Origin of the sequence: Sphingorhabdus sp., assembly GCF_044338195.1 — a bacterium.
Classification (GTDB): domain Bacteria; phylum Pseudomonadota; class Alphaproteobacteria; order Sphingomonadales; family Sphingomonadaceae; genus Sphingorhabdus_B.
Genome location: NZ_JBIIMC010000040.1, coordinates 1 through 16,475 on the forward strand (window position 1 = coordinate 1; position 16,475 = coordinate 16,475).

The window sequence follows — 16,475 nt, forward strand, 5'->3', positions numbered from 1 at the left end:
TTGACGTTGCTGCATCGAAGCTCTCAACGATCGTGCCGGTGGCCGATCCTGAGCGTATAGTGATGGTGCCTGTACCGCGCGCAATCGCCTCGGAGAAGGTGAGGACGATGTTGTTACCAACAGCCACGCCTGTCGCTGCATCGGTCGGTGAGAACGATCTGACAGTCGGCGCTGTAGTATCGGTTGCCTGTGCCCCCCCCTGGAGACTGTAGGTACCAGCATCAGTTCCAAAGCTCGCAGCTTGCAGATAGTATGTACCGCTGCTGGTGGCTGTGAACGTGATTTGCGAGTTAAGTGAAGATCCAAAGTCATCATTATAGGCAAGCCGCGTCAGGTTCGAATCGTACAAAGAAAGATATGGGTCGTAGGATCCTGATGTTGCGTTGAGATTGAATGTGTATGTGACCCCTGCTGTGAGCGAGACACGGAATAAATCGTCGTCGTCTAAGTAATTTATTGTCCCGGTGATCGCGGCCCCTCCGATCGTAACAACCCCCGTCGTGGCGGTATTGTTCGCATAGTCGTCAGCAGCAGTTGTCGTAGCTCTCAGACTATATGCGCCAGTGCCACTAAAGCCTTCAGCTGCCAGATAGTATGCTCCGCTGCTGGTAGCTGTGAACGTAATCTGTGAGTTGTTTGAAGATCCAAAGTCATCGTTAAAGGCAAGTAGTGTCAGGTTCGAATTATATAGGGAGAGCAATGGATCGAGCGATCCCGATGTCGCGTTCAAGTTGAATGTGTATGTCGCTCCTGCTGTTAAATAGACACGGAAGGCGTCGACATCGTCAGCGACTTCTATAGTGCCTGTTGTGGGAGCAGATTCAATAGAAACAACCCCTGTCGTAGCGGCCGTGTTCGAGTAGTCGTCAGAAGTCGTTGTAGGTGCGCTTCCGGTTGTGAAGTCGTACGTGGATGTACCTCTGTATGCATTGCCCGCAAGGTCACGGATATTGCCTGAACTGAACACGACGAAGTAGCGCGTATTGCCTGCCAGGTTGTTCGTGGGATCGATGGTGAGCGTTGAGCCGGAGATAGATATCCGGTTTGACGTTGCTGCATCGAAGCTCTCAACGATCGTGCCGGTGGCCGATCCTGAGCGTATAGTGATGGTGCCTGTACCGCGCGCAATCGCCTCGGAGAAGGTGAGGACGATGTTGTTACCAACAGCCACGCCTGTCGCTGCATCGGTCGGTGAGAACGATCTGACAGTCGGCGCTGTAGTATCGGTTGCCTGTGCCCCCCCCTGGAGACTGTAGGTACCAGCATCAGTTCCAAAGCTCGCAGCTTGCAGATAGTATGTACCGCTGCTGGTGGCTGTGAACGTGATTTGCGAGTTAAGTGAAGATCCAAAGTCATCATTATAGGCAAGCCGCGTCAGGTTCGAATCGTACAAAGAAAGATATGGGTCGTAGGATCCTGATGTTGCGTTGAGATTGAATGTGTATGTGACCCCTGCTGTGAGCGAGACACGGAATAAATCGTCGTCGTCTAAGTAATTTATTGTCCCGGTGATCGCGGCCCCTCCGATCGTAACAACCCCCGTCGTGGCGGTATTGTTCGCATAGTCGTCAGCAGCAGTTGTCGTAGCTCTCAGACTATATGCGCCAGTGCCACTAAAGCCTTCAGCTGCCAGATAGTATGCTCCGCTGCTGGTAGCTGTGAACGTAATCTGTGAGTTGTTTGAAGATCCAAAGTCATCGTTAAAGGCAAGTAGTGTCAGGTTCGAATTATATAGGGAGAGCAATGGATCGAGCGATCCCGATGTCGCGTTCAAGTTGAATGTGTATGTCGCTCCTGCTGTTAAATAGACACGGAAGGCGTCGACATCGTCAGCGACTTCTATAGTGCCTGTTGTGGGAGCAGATTCAATAGAAACAACCCCTGTCGTAGCGGCCGTGTTCGAGTAGTCATCAGAGGGCGATGAAAACGATTCAGAGCGTTTTCCATTAGGCGCGACACGTGCTATTTCAGACATAACATCCCCTCTTCTGTACGTACTTTTACACTAAAAATCTATATCTTTCAAAGCATATGAAAAATAATAAGCTCGATAAAATACAATATTAAATTTTTTTCATATTCCGAAATTTCAACGATAGCATTAACCATTTCGGCATCCATTACAATAATGAAATAGCGTTACAAACCCTATGCTTTTAGACCTATTACCGAGAGGTGGAGCTGTGACGTTCTAGAAGCCCTTTTTAGTCTCCAGATCACCAACTGGAATGCTCTCAAGATCTGAGAGTATCGATGTAACTATCGGTAGATCACCCCGCCGTTTCTGGATGTCAAAGTTAGCTGCCGGATCGTAGCGTGTGATTTGTGGCAACAAAAATGGTGCCTCGAGGCGGCCGATGGCGGCAAGTAAAGAGGCCCGCGCAACATATTCTTCGGCTAACGCCTTCACGTAGTTGGTTCGCACGCCCAAAAGGTCACGCGCAAGATCAAGGACGTCGAGAGTAGTCCGGTCACCAGCCTTTTCCTGGATCACAACGCCATCATAAGCTTTCCGGGCGGTTTCGCCTGCAGCGCGATAGTGCTGGAGGGACTGTCCGGCCGCATACCATGTATTCCATGCCTCGGACACTGCTTGCTGCGTATCACGCAGCGCTGCCTGAATTAACCGCACATCAGCATCATTAGCTTGTTTAGCTGCCTCAATCCTAGCGCGCCGACCTCCGCTATCTATAATTGGAACCGCAAGGACAACCGCCGAGCGTAATTCGGTTGTGCGACGATCGTTAGAATAGGGCGTCACTGTTCCGTAAACGGCACTGCTTTGCAGCGTTAAGTTGGGATATTGTTCAGCGCGGGCCGCAGCGAGTTCTGCGCGCGATAATTTTTCTCGCGCAATTGCCCCTTGGATAACAGGACTGTCAGTATAGGCCGCGGTTAAGGCCTCCTCTAGCGACGTGACACCTATCTCGAGTGGTGGAGGTGGAGCGAGTATTCCTGCAGGCGCCCCGACGCTTTGCAAAAACCGCGACTCACTTACCCTGACGCTGCTCTGCGCGTTCAGTAATTGAGCGCGCCCAATGGCCACACGCGTTTCTACCTGCTGAAGATCGGTTACAGTTACTTCGCGCACGCGAAATCTGGCCGAGCTTGCCGACAATTGACGATCAAGCAGATCAAGGTTCTCCGCCGTGATTTCGGCTGCTGCACGGTCCCGCGCAAGGAATAAGAACCCCTCAATCACCGTTAACATCGTTTGCGCCTCAACTAACCGAAGTTGGTTGCGACCGAACTCAATGCGCGCGATTGCTGATTGCTCAGAAGCAAAACGGCGACCGAAACTAAATAACGGCTGTGTAAAAATCAGAGACGCGGTCGAAGAAAATCCCTCAATAGCGGACCAATTCTGATTTAAGAATTGACTGCGGTCCCTGGCGAACCGTTGCCGTGCCTCGATGCTTATCTGTGGCCCATAGGCAGAACGGGCAACGGGATATAACGCATCGGTAGAACGCAATATACCCCTTTGCGCCAGTAGGTTGGGGTTCTCATCATAGGCGCGTGTTAATGCTTCCTCCAGATGCGTTACCTGCTTACCTAAGTTACCATCATGATCAGACGAGGTGTCCTGCGCATGCGCGACAGAAGCAAAGCTAATGGCTAAGCAGCAGCCGAATGAAATGACCGCTCTACTCATCCCGAAATGCTCGAGAAAATTGGTCGCGCAGTGGTTTAGTGAGATATGAGATCATTGAACGGTCGCCCGTTTCGATGAATACCTCTGCGGGCATTCCCGGCTTCAACATAAGCAGAGGGTAACGCTTCAGTTCTGCTTGATTGATAGCGATACGCGCAGGATAATAACTTGTGTTGGATACTGGATCGAACGTAAGGTCCGCTGCGACAGTAATAACCTTTCCGGATATTTCAGGCGTGGTCGTATTGCTGAACGCGGTAAAGCGGATGCGAGCCGCTTGCCCTTCCCTAACACGATCAATGTCCTGGGATATAATAACGGCTTCAACTATCATGGCGTCACCATCGGGGACGATTTCCATAAGGGTTTCAGCTGGGCGAACGACGCCGCCGACGTTGTTAAAAGCGAGTTTATCTACCACACCATCATATGGCGCACGAACCAAACTGCGGCTTTGGGCATCGCCTGCCGACACGCTGCGGATTTGCTGTTGGTTTAGCGCAGTATTGAGTTGTGCGAGCTGGGCGCCAGCTTCAGAACGATAGGTCTCATCGAGTTGAATGATTTGTTGGCGCGCCTCCGTTATGCGTGCCTCTACCTGCGCGATTTCTGCCTGCATGGCGTTGATATTTCCATCGACCTCAGCGGCAGCGCGCTCAAGCTGGTTGAGGCGGCTAATAGTAACCAGATCCTGGTCCCAAAGCTCACGAACGCCTTGACGCTCTGGATCGATCAGTGCGGATTGCTTTTGAAGTGATCTAATTCGTGCGCGTTGCGCAGCAATTTGTTGTTCATATTGGACAATACGGGCAGAAATCTGGGCTTTTACACCCGAATGCTCCGATTGGCGAATGCGGAACAATCTTTGCTGGTCTGCCATGGCCTTCGCTGCTTCAGGATTTTTGGTAGACTGGTTTGAGGGAAACACGATGCGGGCCAACCCCAGCCACTCTGCTTGCAGTCGTGCACTCTGCGCAAGCATTTGGTCCACACTGAGGCTTGAGAACTCCGCATCTGCTTCACTTACTTGGTCATCAAAGCGCATCAAGACTTGCCCTTGCCGCACGCGCTGGCCATTGCGCACCAGAATTTCAGCGATTACTCCGCCTGTTGGGTGCGCAACGCGCTTTACGCGAGACTCAACGCCAATCTGGCCGCCTGCAATAACGGCCCCTCCAATGGGAACCAGCATGCCCCCCACTAAAACCATCGCGAGCAGCAGAATTGCACCGATTAACAGCGAACGCAGCTTGTGCTTAACGCCTACCTCCGGATCATAAGCGTCGGGGAGTAACATGCTGACGTGTGACATGTTAAAGTGTCCTGTTTTCTGGGACGGAAGCCGTGCTTGCTGATACCAACTTTGCGAGAACTTCTCGCGTTGGACCAAACGCAGCGATTTGTCCGCCGCGCATAATCATAGCGTGACTAGTTTGTTCAATGACACCCGGACGATGGGAGATAACAACCGCAATCCCGCCGCGCGCACGGATCGCGAGAATAGCGCCTTCCAGCGCTTTATCACCCTCCGCATCCAGGTTAGAGTTCGGCTCGTCCAGCACCACCAGAAATGGGTCCCCAAAAAGTGCACGCGCGAGGCCTATGCGCTGGCATTGGCCGCCAGGAAGGGTCTCGCCGCCAGGACCAACATGAGTGTCGTATCCTTGCGGAAGTCCAATTATCAAGTCGTGGACCCCTGCAGTTCGCGCAGCAGCAATGACCCTTTCAGACATCGCTTCGGGATTGACTTTACCATCTGGATCGAACCGTGAAATATTTTGGGCCACAGTACCCTCTAGGAGCTCAACTGTTTGAGGTAGATACCCAACATACTGCCCCCGTATTGCTTCTGCCCATTGGTCAAGTGCGCTACCGTCAAGCCGGACATGCCCCTGCACAGCTGGCCAGATGCCGATTAGCGCTTTACCTAAGCTTGATTTCCCGGCACCGCTTGGTCCGATCACTCCACATGCATCACCTGCCTTCAGCGAAAAGCGGGCGTCATTAATGACCATGATTGGCGAACCTGGCGCAGTTACATATAAACCTTCGACATCAAGCCGGTCGACCGGCCGAGGGAGGGACGTTATTACTTTTAACGGCAGTGGTACCTTTTCCAGCAATTCGGTGATGCGATCCCAACCGTTTCGTGCTGCAATCATGTTCTTCCAGTTGCCAATAACCTGATCGACTGGAGCCATTGCTCGACCAGAAAGGATTGCGGCAGCAAAAATCACGCCGCCACTTGCACGGTCATCTATCACCAGTAGCGCGCCAACTGTGAGAACAAGCGATTGCAAGGCTAAACGTAGTATTTTGCTCCAACCAGTAAACACGACTGTACTGTTGTTCAGAGTGTTTTGGATTGCGGTGTAACTCTGGTTTATAACCTCAAAACGCTCCTGCATCCGTTCACGCATACCAAGCGCCGCAAGAAGTTCCACATGCCGTAGGTTTGTATCTGCTGCTCCATTCCGCTTAGCGGCTATTTGGGCGACCCGGGAAGACGGGCGCCTCATAGCTCGGTCGGTAAATACAGTCAGCGAAAAAATAACAATTGCCCCCGCTAAAGTGGTGAACCCCAGCCACGAATGCAAAGCGAATAGCACCGCGATAAAAATCACCATCCATGGCAAGTCGAACAACGTCGCGACACCTCCCGAAAGGAAGGATCGGATTTGGTCCAAATCACGCATGGGGATCAACCCCTCAGCCAAAGAATGTCGGCCGCTGAGCCGCATTTGCGATATAGCGTCTTGAACACGGCGCGATAGTTGGCGGTCGAGTGCATTGGCAACATCGGCCAAAATGCTGGAGCGCAGTGTATCGAAGTAGCCTTGGAAAATGTAAACAACGCCGAGTAGTGCAAGCAGGCCCAATAGAGTAGGAACAGAGCGGCTTGGAAGAACCGAGTCATAGACTAGCATCATATAAAATGCGCCGCCAAGCATCAGAATATTTAGAACTGCGCTTACTGCAAAAGCTGCGATAAAAACACGTCTGTACGAAGCAGTCGCATCCCAAAGTTCACCACTGCGCATTAACGATTTAAAAAGCACAACCAATGTCTCCCTGCCCAGCGCCGGTAAGTGGAAATGGCCTTATTGTCACGCTCAATCTTACAAGCGGTGCCTTAGAGGATGAGGACCTTGTCTCTTGGTTTAGACAAGACCGGAAATGCGGTGCGGGCTGTATTCAGGCCGCACGCTGAATATAACATAAAACACCGGGAAAATGGTGCCCGAGGGCGGATTTGAACCACCGACACGCGGATTTTCAATCCGCTGCTCTACCCCTGAGCTACTCGGGCTACACGGCAAAAACCGCGTGGGAGCGCAGCCTATAGAGAGGCGATACGCCCCTTGGCAAGCGCAAAATCAGTCTATGTCGTCTCCGCCAAAACTATCTGCATAATCCGCCGGTGGACCGGGCACGCGATAGCCCTCATCCAGCCATTTGAGCAGATCGCGATCCTTGCATCCCTGACTACAGAATGGTTTGGCTTCAGGCTGTTGTGGCTTCCCACATAAAGGGCATTGATTAGCTTTGCGCGACATGCACATGCCCATAGCCTGTGGCATTTTCATCTGCAACAACCGCAACCCCTGCCCCCGCTAGACGCGCGCATTCGGCGCGCAGCGGCTGCCAGCGTTCGGACGACAACAGATGCGCCACCGCGGGGCGTGCCGTTATCGTTCTTAATCCGAAACCCGATGACCGTGCGGCGCTACGCAATAACCAATAAGCCTGCGTTTCATCGGACAAGGCGACAATGCGGGTGCCGAACAGATGATCCAGCACCGAAGGCCGCGGCCGGGCGCGTACGACTTGCATAAGGCCATAGCCATTGATCGCGGTGCGTTCGAAGGGGCGGCTGTCCTGTGCAGACGCTGCGTCAAAGATGTTCGCGATTTCCGCGCGCTGGGCTTTGGCCTCCATCGACACAAAATCGATCATGACCATCGCACCGACCTGATACAGACGCAGCAGCCGCGCTATTTCCACGGCGGCGATGCGGTTAATGGCAAAGGCATCACCAATACCGTCGACATCGAATACCAATCCGGCCTTCGTGCGTTGAAAACTGATGATAACATCACCAATCTGGGAGTAGCCCGCAATGGCGGTGTCAAAGCCCTCATCGATAGCGTGCGGAGCAGTCGAGCCGCCAAACGCCGCCAGACGCTGGTTCCACAGACCATCGTTCGACGAAGGGTCAGCGGGCAAGGAATCGCGCAAGGCAACCTCGGGCGGTTTAATGCGTCCAGGCTCGGCAATGGCTTCCCTCGTCACTTCAAACGCGACATTTGTGCCTTCGGCCGCGCCCATCTTACTGCGCAGCAAAACTTCGCTGCCATCTTCGGTAATAATATAGGCGCCCGCTGGTGTGCGCCGGTCGACACGGCCCATGCCGCATTCGCCAAGCACCCAATGCGCATCGCGCTGAATATGAATTTCGACGATTTTACCGTCTTCGATGCGCGCGGCGCGGCGTTCGCCCGGCGCATCATCGCGCCACAATTCAGGCAAGCGTATAGCCCGATGCACGTAGCAAGGTGCGCGTTTCATGCAGCGGCAATCCAACGACGCCCGAATGGCTTCCCGCCATCCAGTCAATCAACGCCTCTGCCCTGCCCTGAATGGCATAGCCACCGGCTTTGCCCAGCCCCTCGCCACAGGCGATGTAGCTTTCGATTTCTTCGGACGACAAACGCTTAAAGCGCACAATGCTGTCGCAAAGGCGGCTGCGCATCCGTCCGTCCGCGTCAATGACGGCAACCGCGCTCAAAACATGGTGGCGGCGGCCATTTAACAGTTCCAGAAACCCGCGTTGCATATCGCCATCGGCCGCTTGCGGCAGGATACGGCGGCCGACTGCGACGGTCGTATCGCCTGCGATGACAATTTCACCCGCCGCGCGGGGGACGGCAACAGCCTTCTCCTCGGCCATACGCAGCGCGTAGACGCGCGGCACCTCGCCCTTGCGCGGTGTTTCGTCAATATCGGGCGAAGCTATTCGATCGGGCACCACGCCAAGCCGCGCAAGCAATTCGCGCCGGCGCGGGCTTGATGATGCCAATATGAGTGCAGGGTTCAGACCCAAGGTCTGCCGCCCTTATTTAAAGCGGTACGTGATCCGGCCTTTGGTCAGATCATAAGGGGTGAGTTCGCACAAAACCTCATCACCCACGAGAACGCGGATGCGGTTTTTGCGCATTTTTCCGGCGGTATGGCCCAACACTTCGTGGCCATTTTCCAGCTCAACACGGAACATCGCGTTTGGCAGCAGCTCACGTACTGTCCCGCGCATTTCGAGTAATTCTTCTTTTGCCATTCGGCCCCTTAAATCGTCAAAAATCCAAACTTGGTGCGCCTTTAAACCACATGTTGGAAAAAGGGAAGCGCTACAGTATATTCACGCTATTGCGACAAAATGCCACAAGGTTCATCTGTGCGCAACGTTGTAACGCGTAATGAAACCCGTGCTTTAACAATATAAACTGAGTTTCTCCCCCCGATGAAAATTTTTCCGATTAGCTTCCTCCTGCTTGCCACGACTGCGGTGCCCGCCATGGCAACCGTTGATGCACAGGCCACCGGCAGCACGGTCGCCATCGCGCAAGATGATGACCAGATAGCTGTTGAAGAAGGCACATCGCGTGAAATTGTCGTGACCGCAGAGCGCATTCGCGGGTCGGTCGATACCGACGTCCCGCCCGTGGAGCAGCTGAACGAAGCCGATATTGCGTCATTAGGCGCATCGTCGTTGACCGATCTGGTCGCGGCGGTTGCACCGCAAGCCAATTCGGGCCGTGGCCGTGGCGGCGGTATGCCGATCATATTGCTAAATGGTCAGCGTGTTTCGGGCTTTCGCGAATTGCGCGATCTGCCACCCGAAGCCATCCGTCAGGTCCAGATTTTCCCCGAAGAAGTGGCGTTGAAATATGGCTATCGCCCCGATCAACGCGTCATCAACTTCATATTGAAAGATAATTTTGCATCATTCGCCACCGAATTTGAACATGCACAGCCCGAAGCTGGCGGTTTTGGTAGCAATGAATTGGAAGCGACGCTGACGCGCATTGGTGCCAGCACGCGCTTCAACCTTGATGTGGAACTGGAACGCGCGACCGCGTTGACCGAAAGCGAACGGGACCTGATTGCCTCCAATGGTTCGCTGCTGGCGCGTGGCGGTAATATCAGCGGCCTTGGCCCGAATGGCGTGATATCGCCATCGCTGAACGCTGCGGCAGGTTCCACGGTCACGCAAGCAGGCGTTCCGATTGGCATTGCCAACCCGACCTTGGCGCAATTTGCAGGCACCGCAAACCGGCTGAACGATAGCAACATCGGCGATGCCCGCACGCTATTGCCGCGAACCGAACGGCTCGAAGTCAACGGTACATGGAGCCGATCGCTTGGCCCACAGACCGGCCTGTCGCTCAACGCCAATTATGCGCTGAATGGCAGCGCATCCTTGCTGGGTTTACCCGGAACCAGCTTCATATTGCCCGGCAGCAGCCCCTTTTCGCCTTTCGGCCAGGACGTGACGCTCAGCCGCTATTTCGACACGCCGCGCCCGCTTGAGCGCGAGAGCGAAACGCATGTTTTCCAAACCGGTGGCACGTTCAATCATGTGCTGGGCCGGTGGCGCTGGACGGTGACGGGGAATTACGCACGCACCGACAATGAAACCCGCACCACGCGCAACGCAGACTATACCGCTTTGCGCGCGGGCGTCCTTGCCGGCAGTGTGAACCCGTTTGCCGCTGGTTTTGGGGCAGACCTGTTGTTTCTGGCACCCGATCTGGCGAGCAGCCTGAACCAAAATCTGGATATCCGCAGCACCTTGGCGGGTTCCGTGCTCACCCTGCCCGCTGGCGAAGTGCAGACGACATTTGCGTCCGGTTTCACACGCCAGATGCTCGACAGCGAAACATGGCGGTCGGGTGTCACCACCAATGTTGCCCTGCGCCGCAATATCATAAACCAATCGGTCAACGCCGAAGTGCCAATCACAGGCCGCGATTTCGGCATTGGTTCCACAATCGGCGAATGGTCAATCAACGGCAATATCGGGTTCAGCGACCTATCGGACTTTGGCCAGCTTGTTGAATATGGCGCGGGTCTGCGTTGGGCCCCTGCCCGCAACCTGACATTTCAGGCGTCGATTACCGGCGATGAAAATGCGCCCGGCATTGGCCAGTTGGGCAACCCGACTTTAGTCACGCCCAATGTCGCGACCTATGACTTTACCCGAGGGGAAAGCCTATTCATCAATGTCATAACCGGCGGTAACGCGGCATTGATTGGTGAAAAGCGCCGCGACCTGATCCTAAACGCCAACTGGACGCCGGCGTTCATCAAGGATTTCGCGCTTCAGGCGAGCTATTTTAGAAACAACAGCCGCAATACAACCGCGTCCTTTCCATTGCTAACCCCGGAGATCGAGGCTGCGTTCGCAAGCCGCGTCGTGCGGGACGTAAATGGCCGCCTAGTGAGCGTGGACCAGCGACCGGTGAATTATGACCGTGAAACGTCACAGCGTATTCGCTGGGGCTTTAACGTGTCCGGAAATGTCGGCGCAACACCGCCAGCACGCGGGCCCTTTGGTGGCCCTCCCGGCGCGGGCGCTCCCCGTGGCCCCGGTGGCGCCCCCGGCGCGGCTGCACCCGCTGGCGCTCCGCGTGGACCAAGCGCCGGTGGCGGTGGTCGCGGCTTTGGCGGCGGTGGTTTTGGTGGTGGTGGCGGTCAGCCGAGCCGCTGGAACATCGCTTTGTACCACAGTTACCGTATTCAGGACGAAATCCTGATCCGTCCCGGCGTTCCGGTGCTCGATTTGCTCAATGGATCGGCCACCAGCAGCAATGGCGGCGCGCCACGGCATGAGGTCGAACTTTCGGGCGGTATGTTCCACAAGGGCTTTGGTTTGCGCCTGCAGGGCACGTACAAGAGCGGCACGACCGCCAATGGCACTGGACTGCCCGGCAGCAATGATCTGCGCTTCAGCGACCTTGCAGCGATCAATGCATTCCTGTTCGTCAACCTCGACCAACAGGCACGCGTTGTGAAGGCGATGCCGTTCCTAAAGGGTAGCCGCGTGACGTTCCGTGTTGAAAACATCCTCAACGACATTGTCGATGTGCGTGACCAAAACGGCAAACTGCCGCTGGGGTATCAGCCGGGATATATCGACCCACGTGGCCGTGTGTTTGAACTGAGCTTTAGAAAGCGGTTTTAGCGGCACATAAAATGCCAATACCCAACGAAAAAGGCCGCCCCCTTCGGGACGGCCCATTCGTTGCAGCTTTTCAGCTTATTTGGCTGCGAGCGTGACCGTAACGGGCGGCGCCTTGTCCGGGTCAGATGCAATATAGGCGGGGTTGAAACGCTCGGCCCAAGCCTCCGCCTCTTTCAACCATTCAATATGCACGTCTTCATATGGCAAATTATGTGTGCCCTTTGGTTGTTCGACATAGCGGAAATCGACGCCCTCTTTCTTGCCCGAACCCTTTAACCGCGACACGAGTGTGCGCGATTGTTCGATGGGGATACGCGCATCGCGCAATCCGGCGACGATCAAGATAGGCGACCATGGTCCGTTGGTGTTGCGTGCCGACGAAATGCCGATGAGGTCATCTGCCGTCGCTTGGAAATTTGCACCGAAATCACCAAATGAACGCGTGTCATAGGCTTTCATCATCGGGAAGTCATACACGCCCGCGCCTGCAATCGCGCATTTCCACTTGTCCGGATCGCGCTGCGCGCCACGTGCTGTCGCATATCCGCCATAGGACCAGCCCATGATGCAGGCACGTTTCGGGTCAATCAGTCCGGACTGGCCAAACCATGTCAGGACGTCATTCAAATCATCCTGCATACGCAAGCCATAACCATTGGGCTTGCGACCTTCCTTGACGAATTCCTTACCATAGCCACCCGAGCCACGGTAATTTGGCTGAATGACGACATAGCCAAGCTCTGCCATCGCCTGATGCCATGGGAAGAAACCGAATTCCTCTTGGTCACGAACACCGAAAGGGCCGCCATGTGGCATGACAATGACGGGCAAATTCTTGCGATGTGGCCGGTGACGTGGAAATGTCACCACTGCCTCAATTTCCATGCCGTCTGATGCCTTGTACCGAATGGAATCGGTTGGGTTCATCTGGAAATCCTTAAGCACAGGGTGCGCCCAGCCCAGAAGGTTCAGGTTACCAGTCTCTGTATCAAACAGAAAATAGCCACCCGGCGCATCAACGTCGGCGATCAGCATAAGGATTTTGGTATCGCCGTCATTGCTCGCAATAATTTGCGCGTTCCCGCGGCCAAAATCTTCGTCCATCAGCTTTTGGACTTCCGCCAAACGTGGATCAAACCAACGCGTACGATCTCTCGTGCTCGTGTACGATACGCCGGCAAGCTGGTTGCGGTCCTTATTGGCAATTGTTCCGCCCACATCATAGCCTTTGACGCCAAATATGGGTTCGCCAACAATCTGCATCGTCTTCAAATTGACTTTGTAGACCTTGCGATAGCCATCCTTGTTGCTCGTCGCGATGGCCATGTCTGGTTCATCCAGGAAGATATCCGGCGTGATCTGCGTGCCCGTAAATGTTGTATCGGCTTCATTCGAAACGGTCTTCATGGTGCCGCTTGCATCGGAACGATACATCAGGCGCTGCTTACCGCTATCGCCATCGCTGCCGACACCGGCACGGATGACACCCTTGCCGTCGACCAACCAGCTGCCGACCTCAACATTGGGGCGCATGACGGTCTTGAACTTGCCAGAGCGGACATCGACTTCAATAACTTCGGGATTTCCGCTATAGCTCATGTCTTTCAAAACATCGCGCGAGACCAATAATGTCTCCTTTTCATCGTCGATGAACAGGATATTCGCGCCGCTTGCACCCGCACCGTCCCACGCCAGCGGACTGATTTTTTTGGTCTCAATGTCATAGGATACTAAGCGCGAAACGTCAGAGCGGCGACCTTGCAGGATTTCACGTGACCCAACGCTAAAGACGATCGTGCGGTTGCCGACAAAGCGCCATGAACCAATGGTGCGATCTCCCGCCTCGCGGAATTCTTCTGCTTGGGCAAAGAATATCGGCGCAGATCCAGGCTTAGTGACATCGATATAACCCAGGCTATCGACGCCATCCTTGGTCATCATCACTGCGATTTTTGTACCGTCCGGAGACAGGCGCGGCGAACGCATGAAAGGCCGCTTCCCAAATACAGCCGTATCGACCCGGCCACGGGGGGCGTTAACAATGATTGTTCGGGCATCCGTCGCCTGCATTGCAGCGGCAGTGAGGGGCGCAGAGCCATTTCCGGTTTCCGCAGCGGCAACACTAAAAGGAAGGGCGGCACTTAGGAGTAACGTCGTCAAAATCACTTTTTTCATAGTCTCTGCTCCCCAGCACATGTTTTGTAATGCTATGGTTATACGTTCGATGAAAAGAGACGCAAGCAAGACAAAATACTGTGTCGAAGTTTTTCCATCAACCGAACCGACGGCCACGAAAAACCCCGCCGAAATCACTTCCGGCGGGGCTTTTTAAACCGTTAATGCGGTTACGTATTACATGGCACCATGGGCCAATGCCGCCAACAGAAGCAAGGCCACGATGTTCGTGATCTTGATCATTGGGTTTACAGCTGGACCAGCAGTGTCCTTATATGGGTCACCAACGGTGTCGCCGGTAACGGCTGCCTTATGGGCCTCCGAACCTTTGCCGCCATGGTTGCCGTCTTCGATATATTTCTTGGCATTGTCCCATGCGCCGCCGCCCGAGGTCATCGAGATAGCAACGAACAATCCGCCCACAATCACACCAAGCAGGAGCGCGCCGAGAGCTGCAAAGCCCTCTGCCTGACCTGCAACGGCAGTGATGATGAAATATACCGCAATTGGCGTCAGTACGGGCAGCAACGAAGGAATAATCATTTCCTTGATCGCGGCCTTGGTAACGAGGTCAACTGTACGGGCATAATTTGGCTTGGACTTGAAGGTCATGATGCCGGGGTCGTTCGCAAACTGGTCACGCACGTCCTTCACCACTTCACCCGCCGCACGGCCAACCGCAGTCATGCCCATCGCACCAAACAGGTACGGCAGAAGCGCGCCGAGCAGGAGCCCGACGATGACATAGGGGTTTTCAAGGCTGAAATTCACCTGAAGCTCAGGGAAATATTCCCGAAGGTCGGCGGTGTAACATGCGAACAGCACAAGTGCCGCAAGACCAGCCGAACCAATGGCATAGCCCTTGGTCACAGCCTTTGTGGTGTTGCCAACGGCGTCCAAAGCATCGGTCTTTTCACGCACCGATTCATCAAGACCAGCCATTTCGGCAATACCACCGGCATTGTCGGTGACTGGACCATAAGCATCAAGCGCCACAACCATACCGGCCAATGCCAACATCGCCGTTGCGCCAAAGGCAATGCCGATAACGCCAGCAAGCTGATAGGCGATGATGATACCTGCGCAGATCACAATCGTTGGCATCGCGGTCGATTCAAGGCTGATTGCCAGACCTTGAATAACGTTGGTGCCGTGACCCGTTTCCGATGCCTTCGCAATCGAACGGACCGGACGGTAATTGGTGCCGGTATAATATTCGGTGATCCAGATGATCAGGCCAGTGATGACCAGACCCAGCAACGAACAATAGAATAATGTCCGGCCGGTGAACCCGCCAACATCCGTTTCCATGCCGCCAAGAGCAAAGCTAATTGCCCACCAGATCGCAGGAACCGAAAGCACTGCTGTTACAAGGAAGCCCTTGTACATTGCGCCCATGATGTTCGTGCCGCCACCAAGACGGACGAAATAGGTTCCGATGATCGACGTGATAACGCACACGCCGCCAATCAACAGCGGCAAGCTCATGAGGTTCATGAACAATCCAGTGTCGGTAACGCCCTGCACCAGCAGCGCGATCAAAACCATCGTTGCACCAACGGTAACGACATAGGTTTCGAACAAGTCAGCCGCCATACCAGCGCAATCGCCTACGTTGTCGCCAACGTTGTCGGCGATAACCGCAGGGTTGCGTGGATCGTCTTCGGGGATTCCAGCTTCAACTTTGCCAACAAGGTCAGCACCGACGTCAGCGGCCTTGGTAAAGATACCGCCGCCCAAACGTGCAAAGATCGAAATCAGCGACGCGCCGAATGCCAATGCGACCAGCGCATCGATTACGGGGCGGCTGTTCGGTGCCATCATCGCGACATCGGTCAGATACCAAAAGAAGCCAGCAATCGCGAGCAAGGCAAGGCCAGCCACGAGCATACCGGTAATCGCCCCTGCGCGGAATGCCATGGTCAGACCGGCCTGAAGCCCTGTCTGTGCCGCAGCCGCCGTACGGACGTTTGCACGGACCGAGATATTCATCCCGATATAACCCGCAACGCCCGAAAGCACCGCACCGAGGACGAAGCCAACGGTTGGAATGACGCCAAGGAAAACCGCCACAAGCACCGCAACAGCAACGCCAACGATGGCGATGGTCCGATATTGACGGCCAAGATAGGCTTGTGCGCCTTCCTGAATAGCCGCGGCGATTTCCTGCATTTTTTCATTGCCAGCCGAGGCGCTCAGCACCTGGCGGCTGGTTACAAAACCGTACACGACGGCAAGCAACCCGCATATTATTGCAATAATTGTCAGAGACATGAAATTATCTCTCCCCTCCTGTTTATAAAAACAACTTCTGTTGCCACTTTCCTCCCGAAAAGTGCAAGCGGATGGGGTATAAGGCGGCATCGTCGGACATGGCAACCCTTAAACGCCGCCATTTCCGCC

General features: G+C 54.6%; 11 protein-coding genes and 1 tRNA gene. 1 reads left to right on the plus strand and 11 read right to left on the minus strand.

What is annotated here, in order from left to right; translation table 11 throughout:
• From ACIQZK_RS09570 to infA, 9 genes are all read right to left on the minus strand, one after another.
• The coding region (locus ACIQZK_RS09570; RefSeq protein WP_397575928.1) for an Ig-like domain-containing protein at positions 1–1,975 on the minus strand (1,975 nt) is incomplete at its 3' end.
• 216 nt (positions 1,976–2,191) lie between these two features.
• Complete coding sequence (locus ACIQZK_RS09575; protein WP_397575929.1) at positions 2,192–3,655, minus strand: TolC family protein; 1,464 nt, start codon at positions 3,653–3,655, stop codon at positions 2,192–2,194.
• Positions 3,648–4,967, minus strand: coding sequence for an HlyD family type I secretion periplasmic adaptor subunit (locus tag ACIQZK_RS09580; RefSeq protein WP_397575930.1), 1,320 nt, complete (start codon positions 4,965–4,967; stop codon positions 3,648–3,650). Before ACIQZK_RS09580 ends, ACIQZK_RS09575 begins: the two co-directional genes overlap by 8 nt.
• 1 nt (position 4,968) lies before the next feature.
• Positions 4,969–6,714 (minus strand): type I secretion system permease/ATPase, encoded by a 1,746-nt coding sequence (locus tag ACIQZK_RS09585; RefSeq protein WP_397575931.1) that lies wholly within the window; start codon positions 6,712–6,714, stop codon positions 4,969–4,971.
• Positions 6,715–6,890: 176 nt separating this feature from the next.
• A tRNA-Phe gene (locus tag ACIQZK_RS09590) sits at positions 6,891–6,965 on the minus strand.
• 67 nt (positions 6,966–7,032) lie between these two features.
• Positions 7,033–7,212: a DNA gyrase inhibitor YacG gene (locus ACIQZK_RS09595; protein ID WP_397575932.1), complete on the minus strand. Its 180-nt coding sequence runs from the start codon at positions 7,210–7,212 to the stop codon at positions 7,033–7,035.
• Complete coding sequence (locus tag ACIQZK_RS09600; RefSeq protein ID WP_397575933.1) at positions 7,196–8,224, minus strand: ribonuclease E/G; 1,029 nt, start codon at positions 8,222–8,224, stop codon at positions 7,196–7,198. Before ACIQZK_RS09600 ends, ACIQZK_RS09595 begins: the two co-directional genes overlap by 17 nt.
• A complete protein-coding gene (locus ACIQZK_RS09605) occupies positions 8,178–8,753 on the minus strand; it encodes a Maf family protein (protein ID WP_397575937.1) in 576 nt (191 codons plus the stop codon). The genes ACIQZK_RS09600 and ACIQZK_RS09605 overlap by 47 nt, the downstream gene beginning before the upstream one ends.
• 18 nt (positions 8,754–8,771) lie before the next feature.
• The gene (gene infA, locus ACIQZK_RS09610; protein WP_125230427.1) at positions 8,772–8,990 is read right to left on the minus strand and encodes a translation initiation factor IF-1; all 219 of its coding nucleotides are present in this window, start codon (positions 8,988–8,990) and stop codon (positions 8,772–8,774) included.
• Positions 8,991–9,173: 183 nt separating this feature from the next.
• On the opposite strand from infA, the gene ACIQZK_RS09615 reads away from it, so the two are divergent.
• Positions 9,174–11,897 (plus strand): TonB-dependent receptor, encoded by a 2,724-nt coding sequence (locus ACIQZK_RS09615; protein WP_397575934.1) that lies wholly within the window; start codon positions 9,174–9,176, stop codon positions 11,895–11,897.
• A 75-nt stretch (positions 11,898–11,972) separates the two neighbouring features.
• On the opposite strand, the gene ACIQZK_RS09620 is transcribed toward ACIQZK_RS09615, so the two are convergent.
• Both ACIQZK_RS09620 and ACIQZK_RS09625 read right to left on the minus strand, forming a co-directional pair.
• The gene (locus tag ACIQZK_RS09620) at positions 11,973–14,072 is read right to left on the minus strand and encodes an alpha/beta hydrolase family protein (RefSeq protein ID WP_397575935.1); all 2,100 of its coding nucleotides are present in this window, start codon (positions 14,070–14,072) and stop codon (positions 11,973–11,975) included.
• Between the two features lie 177 nt (positions 14,073–14,249).
• A complete protein-coding gene (locus tag ACIQZK_RS09625) occupies positions 14,250–16,346 on the minus strand; it encodes a sodium-translocating pyrophosphatase (RefSeq protein WP_397575936.1) in 2,097 nt (698 codons plus the stop codon).
• Positions 16,347–16,475 lie beyond the last annotated feature (129 nt).

Excerpts from the sequence above, each read along its gene's own strand:
- ACIQZK_RS09600 (WP_397575933.1), bottom strand. The coding sequence starts at position 8,224 with ATGAAACGCGCACCTTGCTACGTGCATCGGGCTATACGCTTGCCTGAA.
- ACIQZK_RS09615 (WP_397575934.1), top strand. The coding sequence starts at position 9,174 with ATGAAAATTTTTCCGATTAGCTTCCTCCTGCTTGCCACGACTGCGGTG.
- ACIQZK_RS09620 (WP_397575935.1), bottom strand. The coding sequence starts at position 14,072 with ATGAAAAAAGTGATTTTGACGACGTTACTCCTAAGTGCCGCCCTTCCT.
- ACIQZK_RS09580 (WP_397575930.1), bottom strand. The coding sequence starts at position 4,967 with ATGTCACACGTCAGCATGTTACTCCCCGACGCTTATGATCCGGAGGTA.
- ACIQZK_RS09625 (WP_397575936.1), bottom strand. The coding sequence starts at position 16,346 with ATGTCTCTGACAATTATTGCAATAATATGCGGGTTGCTTGCCGTCGTG.
- infA (WP_125230427.1), bottom strand. The coding sequence starts at position 8,990 with ATGGCAAAAGAAGAATTACTCGAAATGCGCGGGACAGTACGTGAGCTG.
- ACIQZK_RS09595 (WP_397575932.1), bottom strand. The coding sequence starts at position 7,212 with ATGTCGCGCAAAGCTAATCAATGCCCTTTATGTGGGAAGCCACAACAG.
- ACIQZK_RS09575 (WP_397575929.1), bottom strand. The coding sequence starts at position 3,655 with ATGAGTAGAGCGGTCATTTCATTCGGCTGCTGCTTAGCCATTAGCTTT.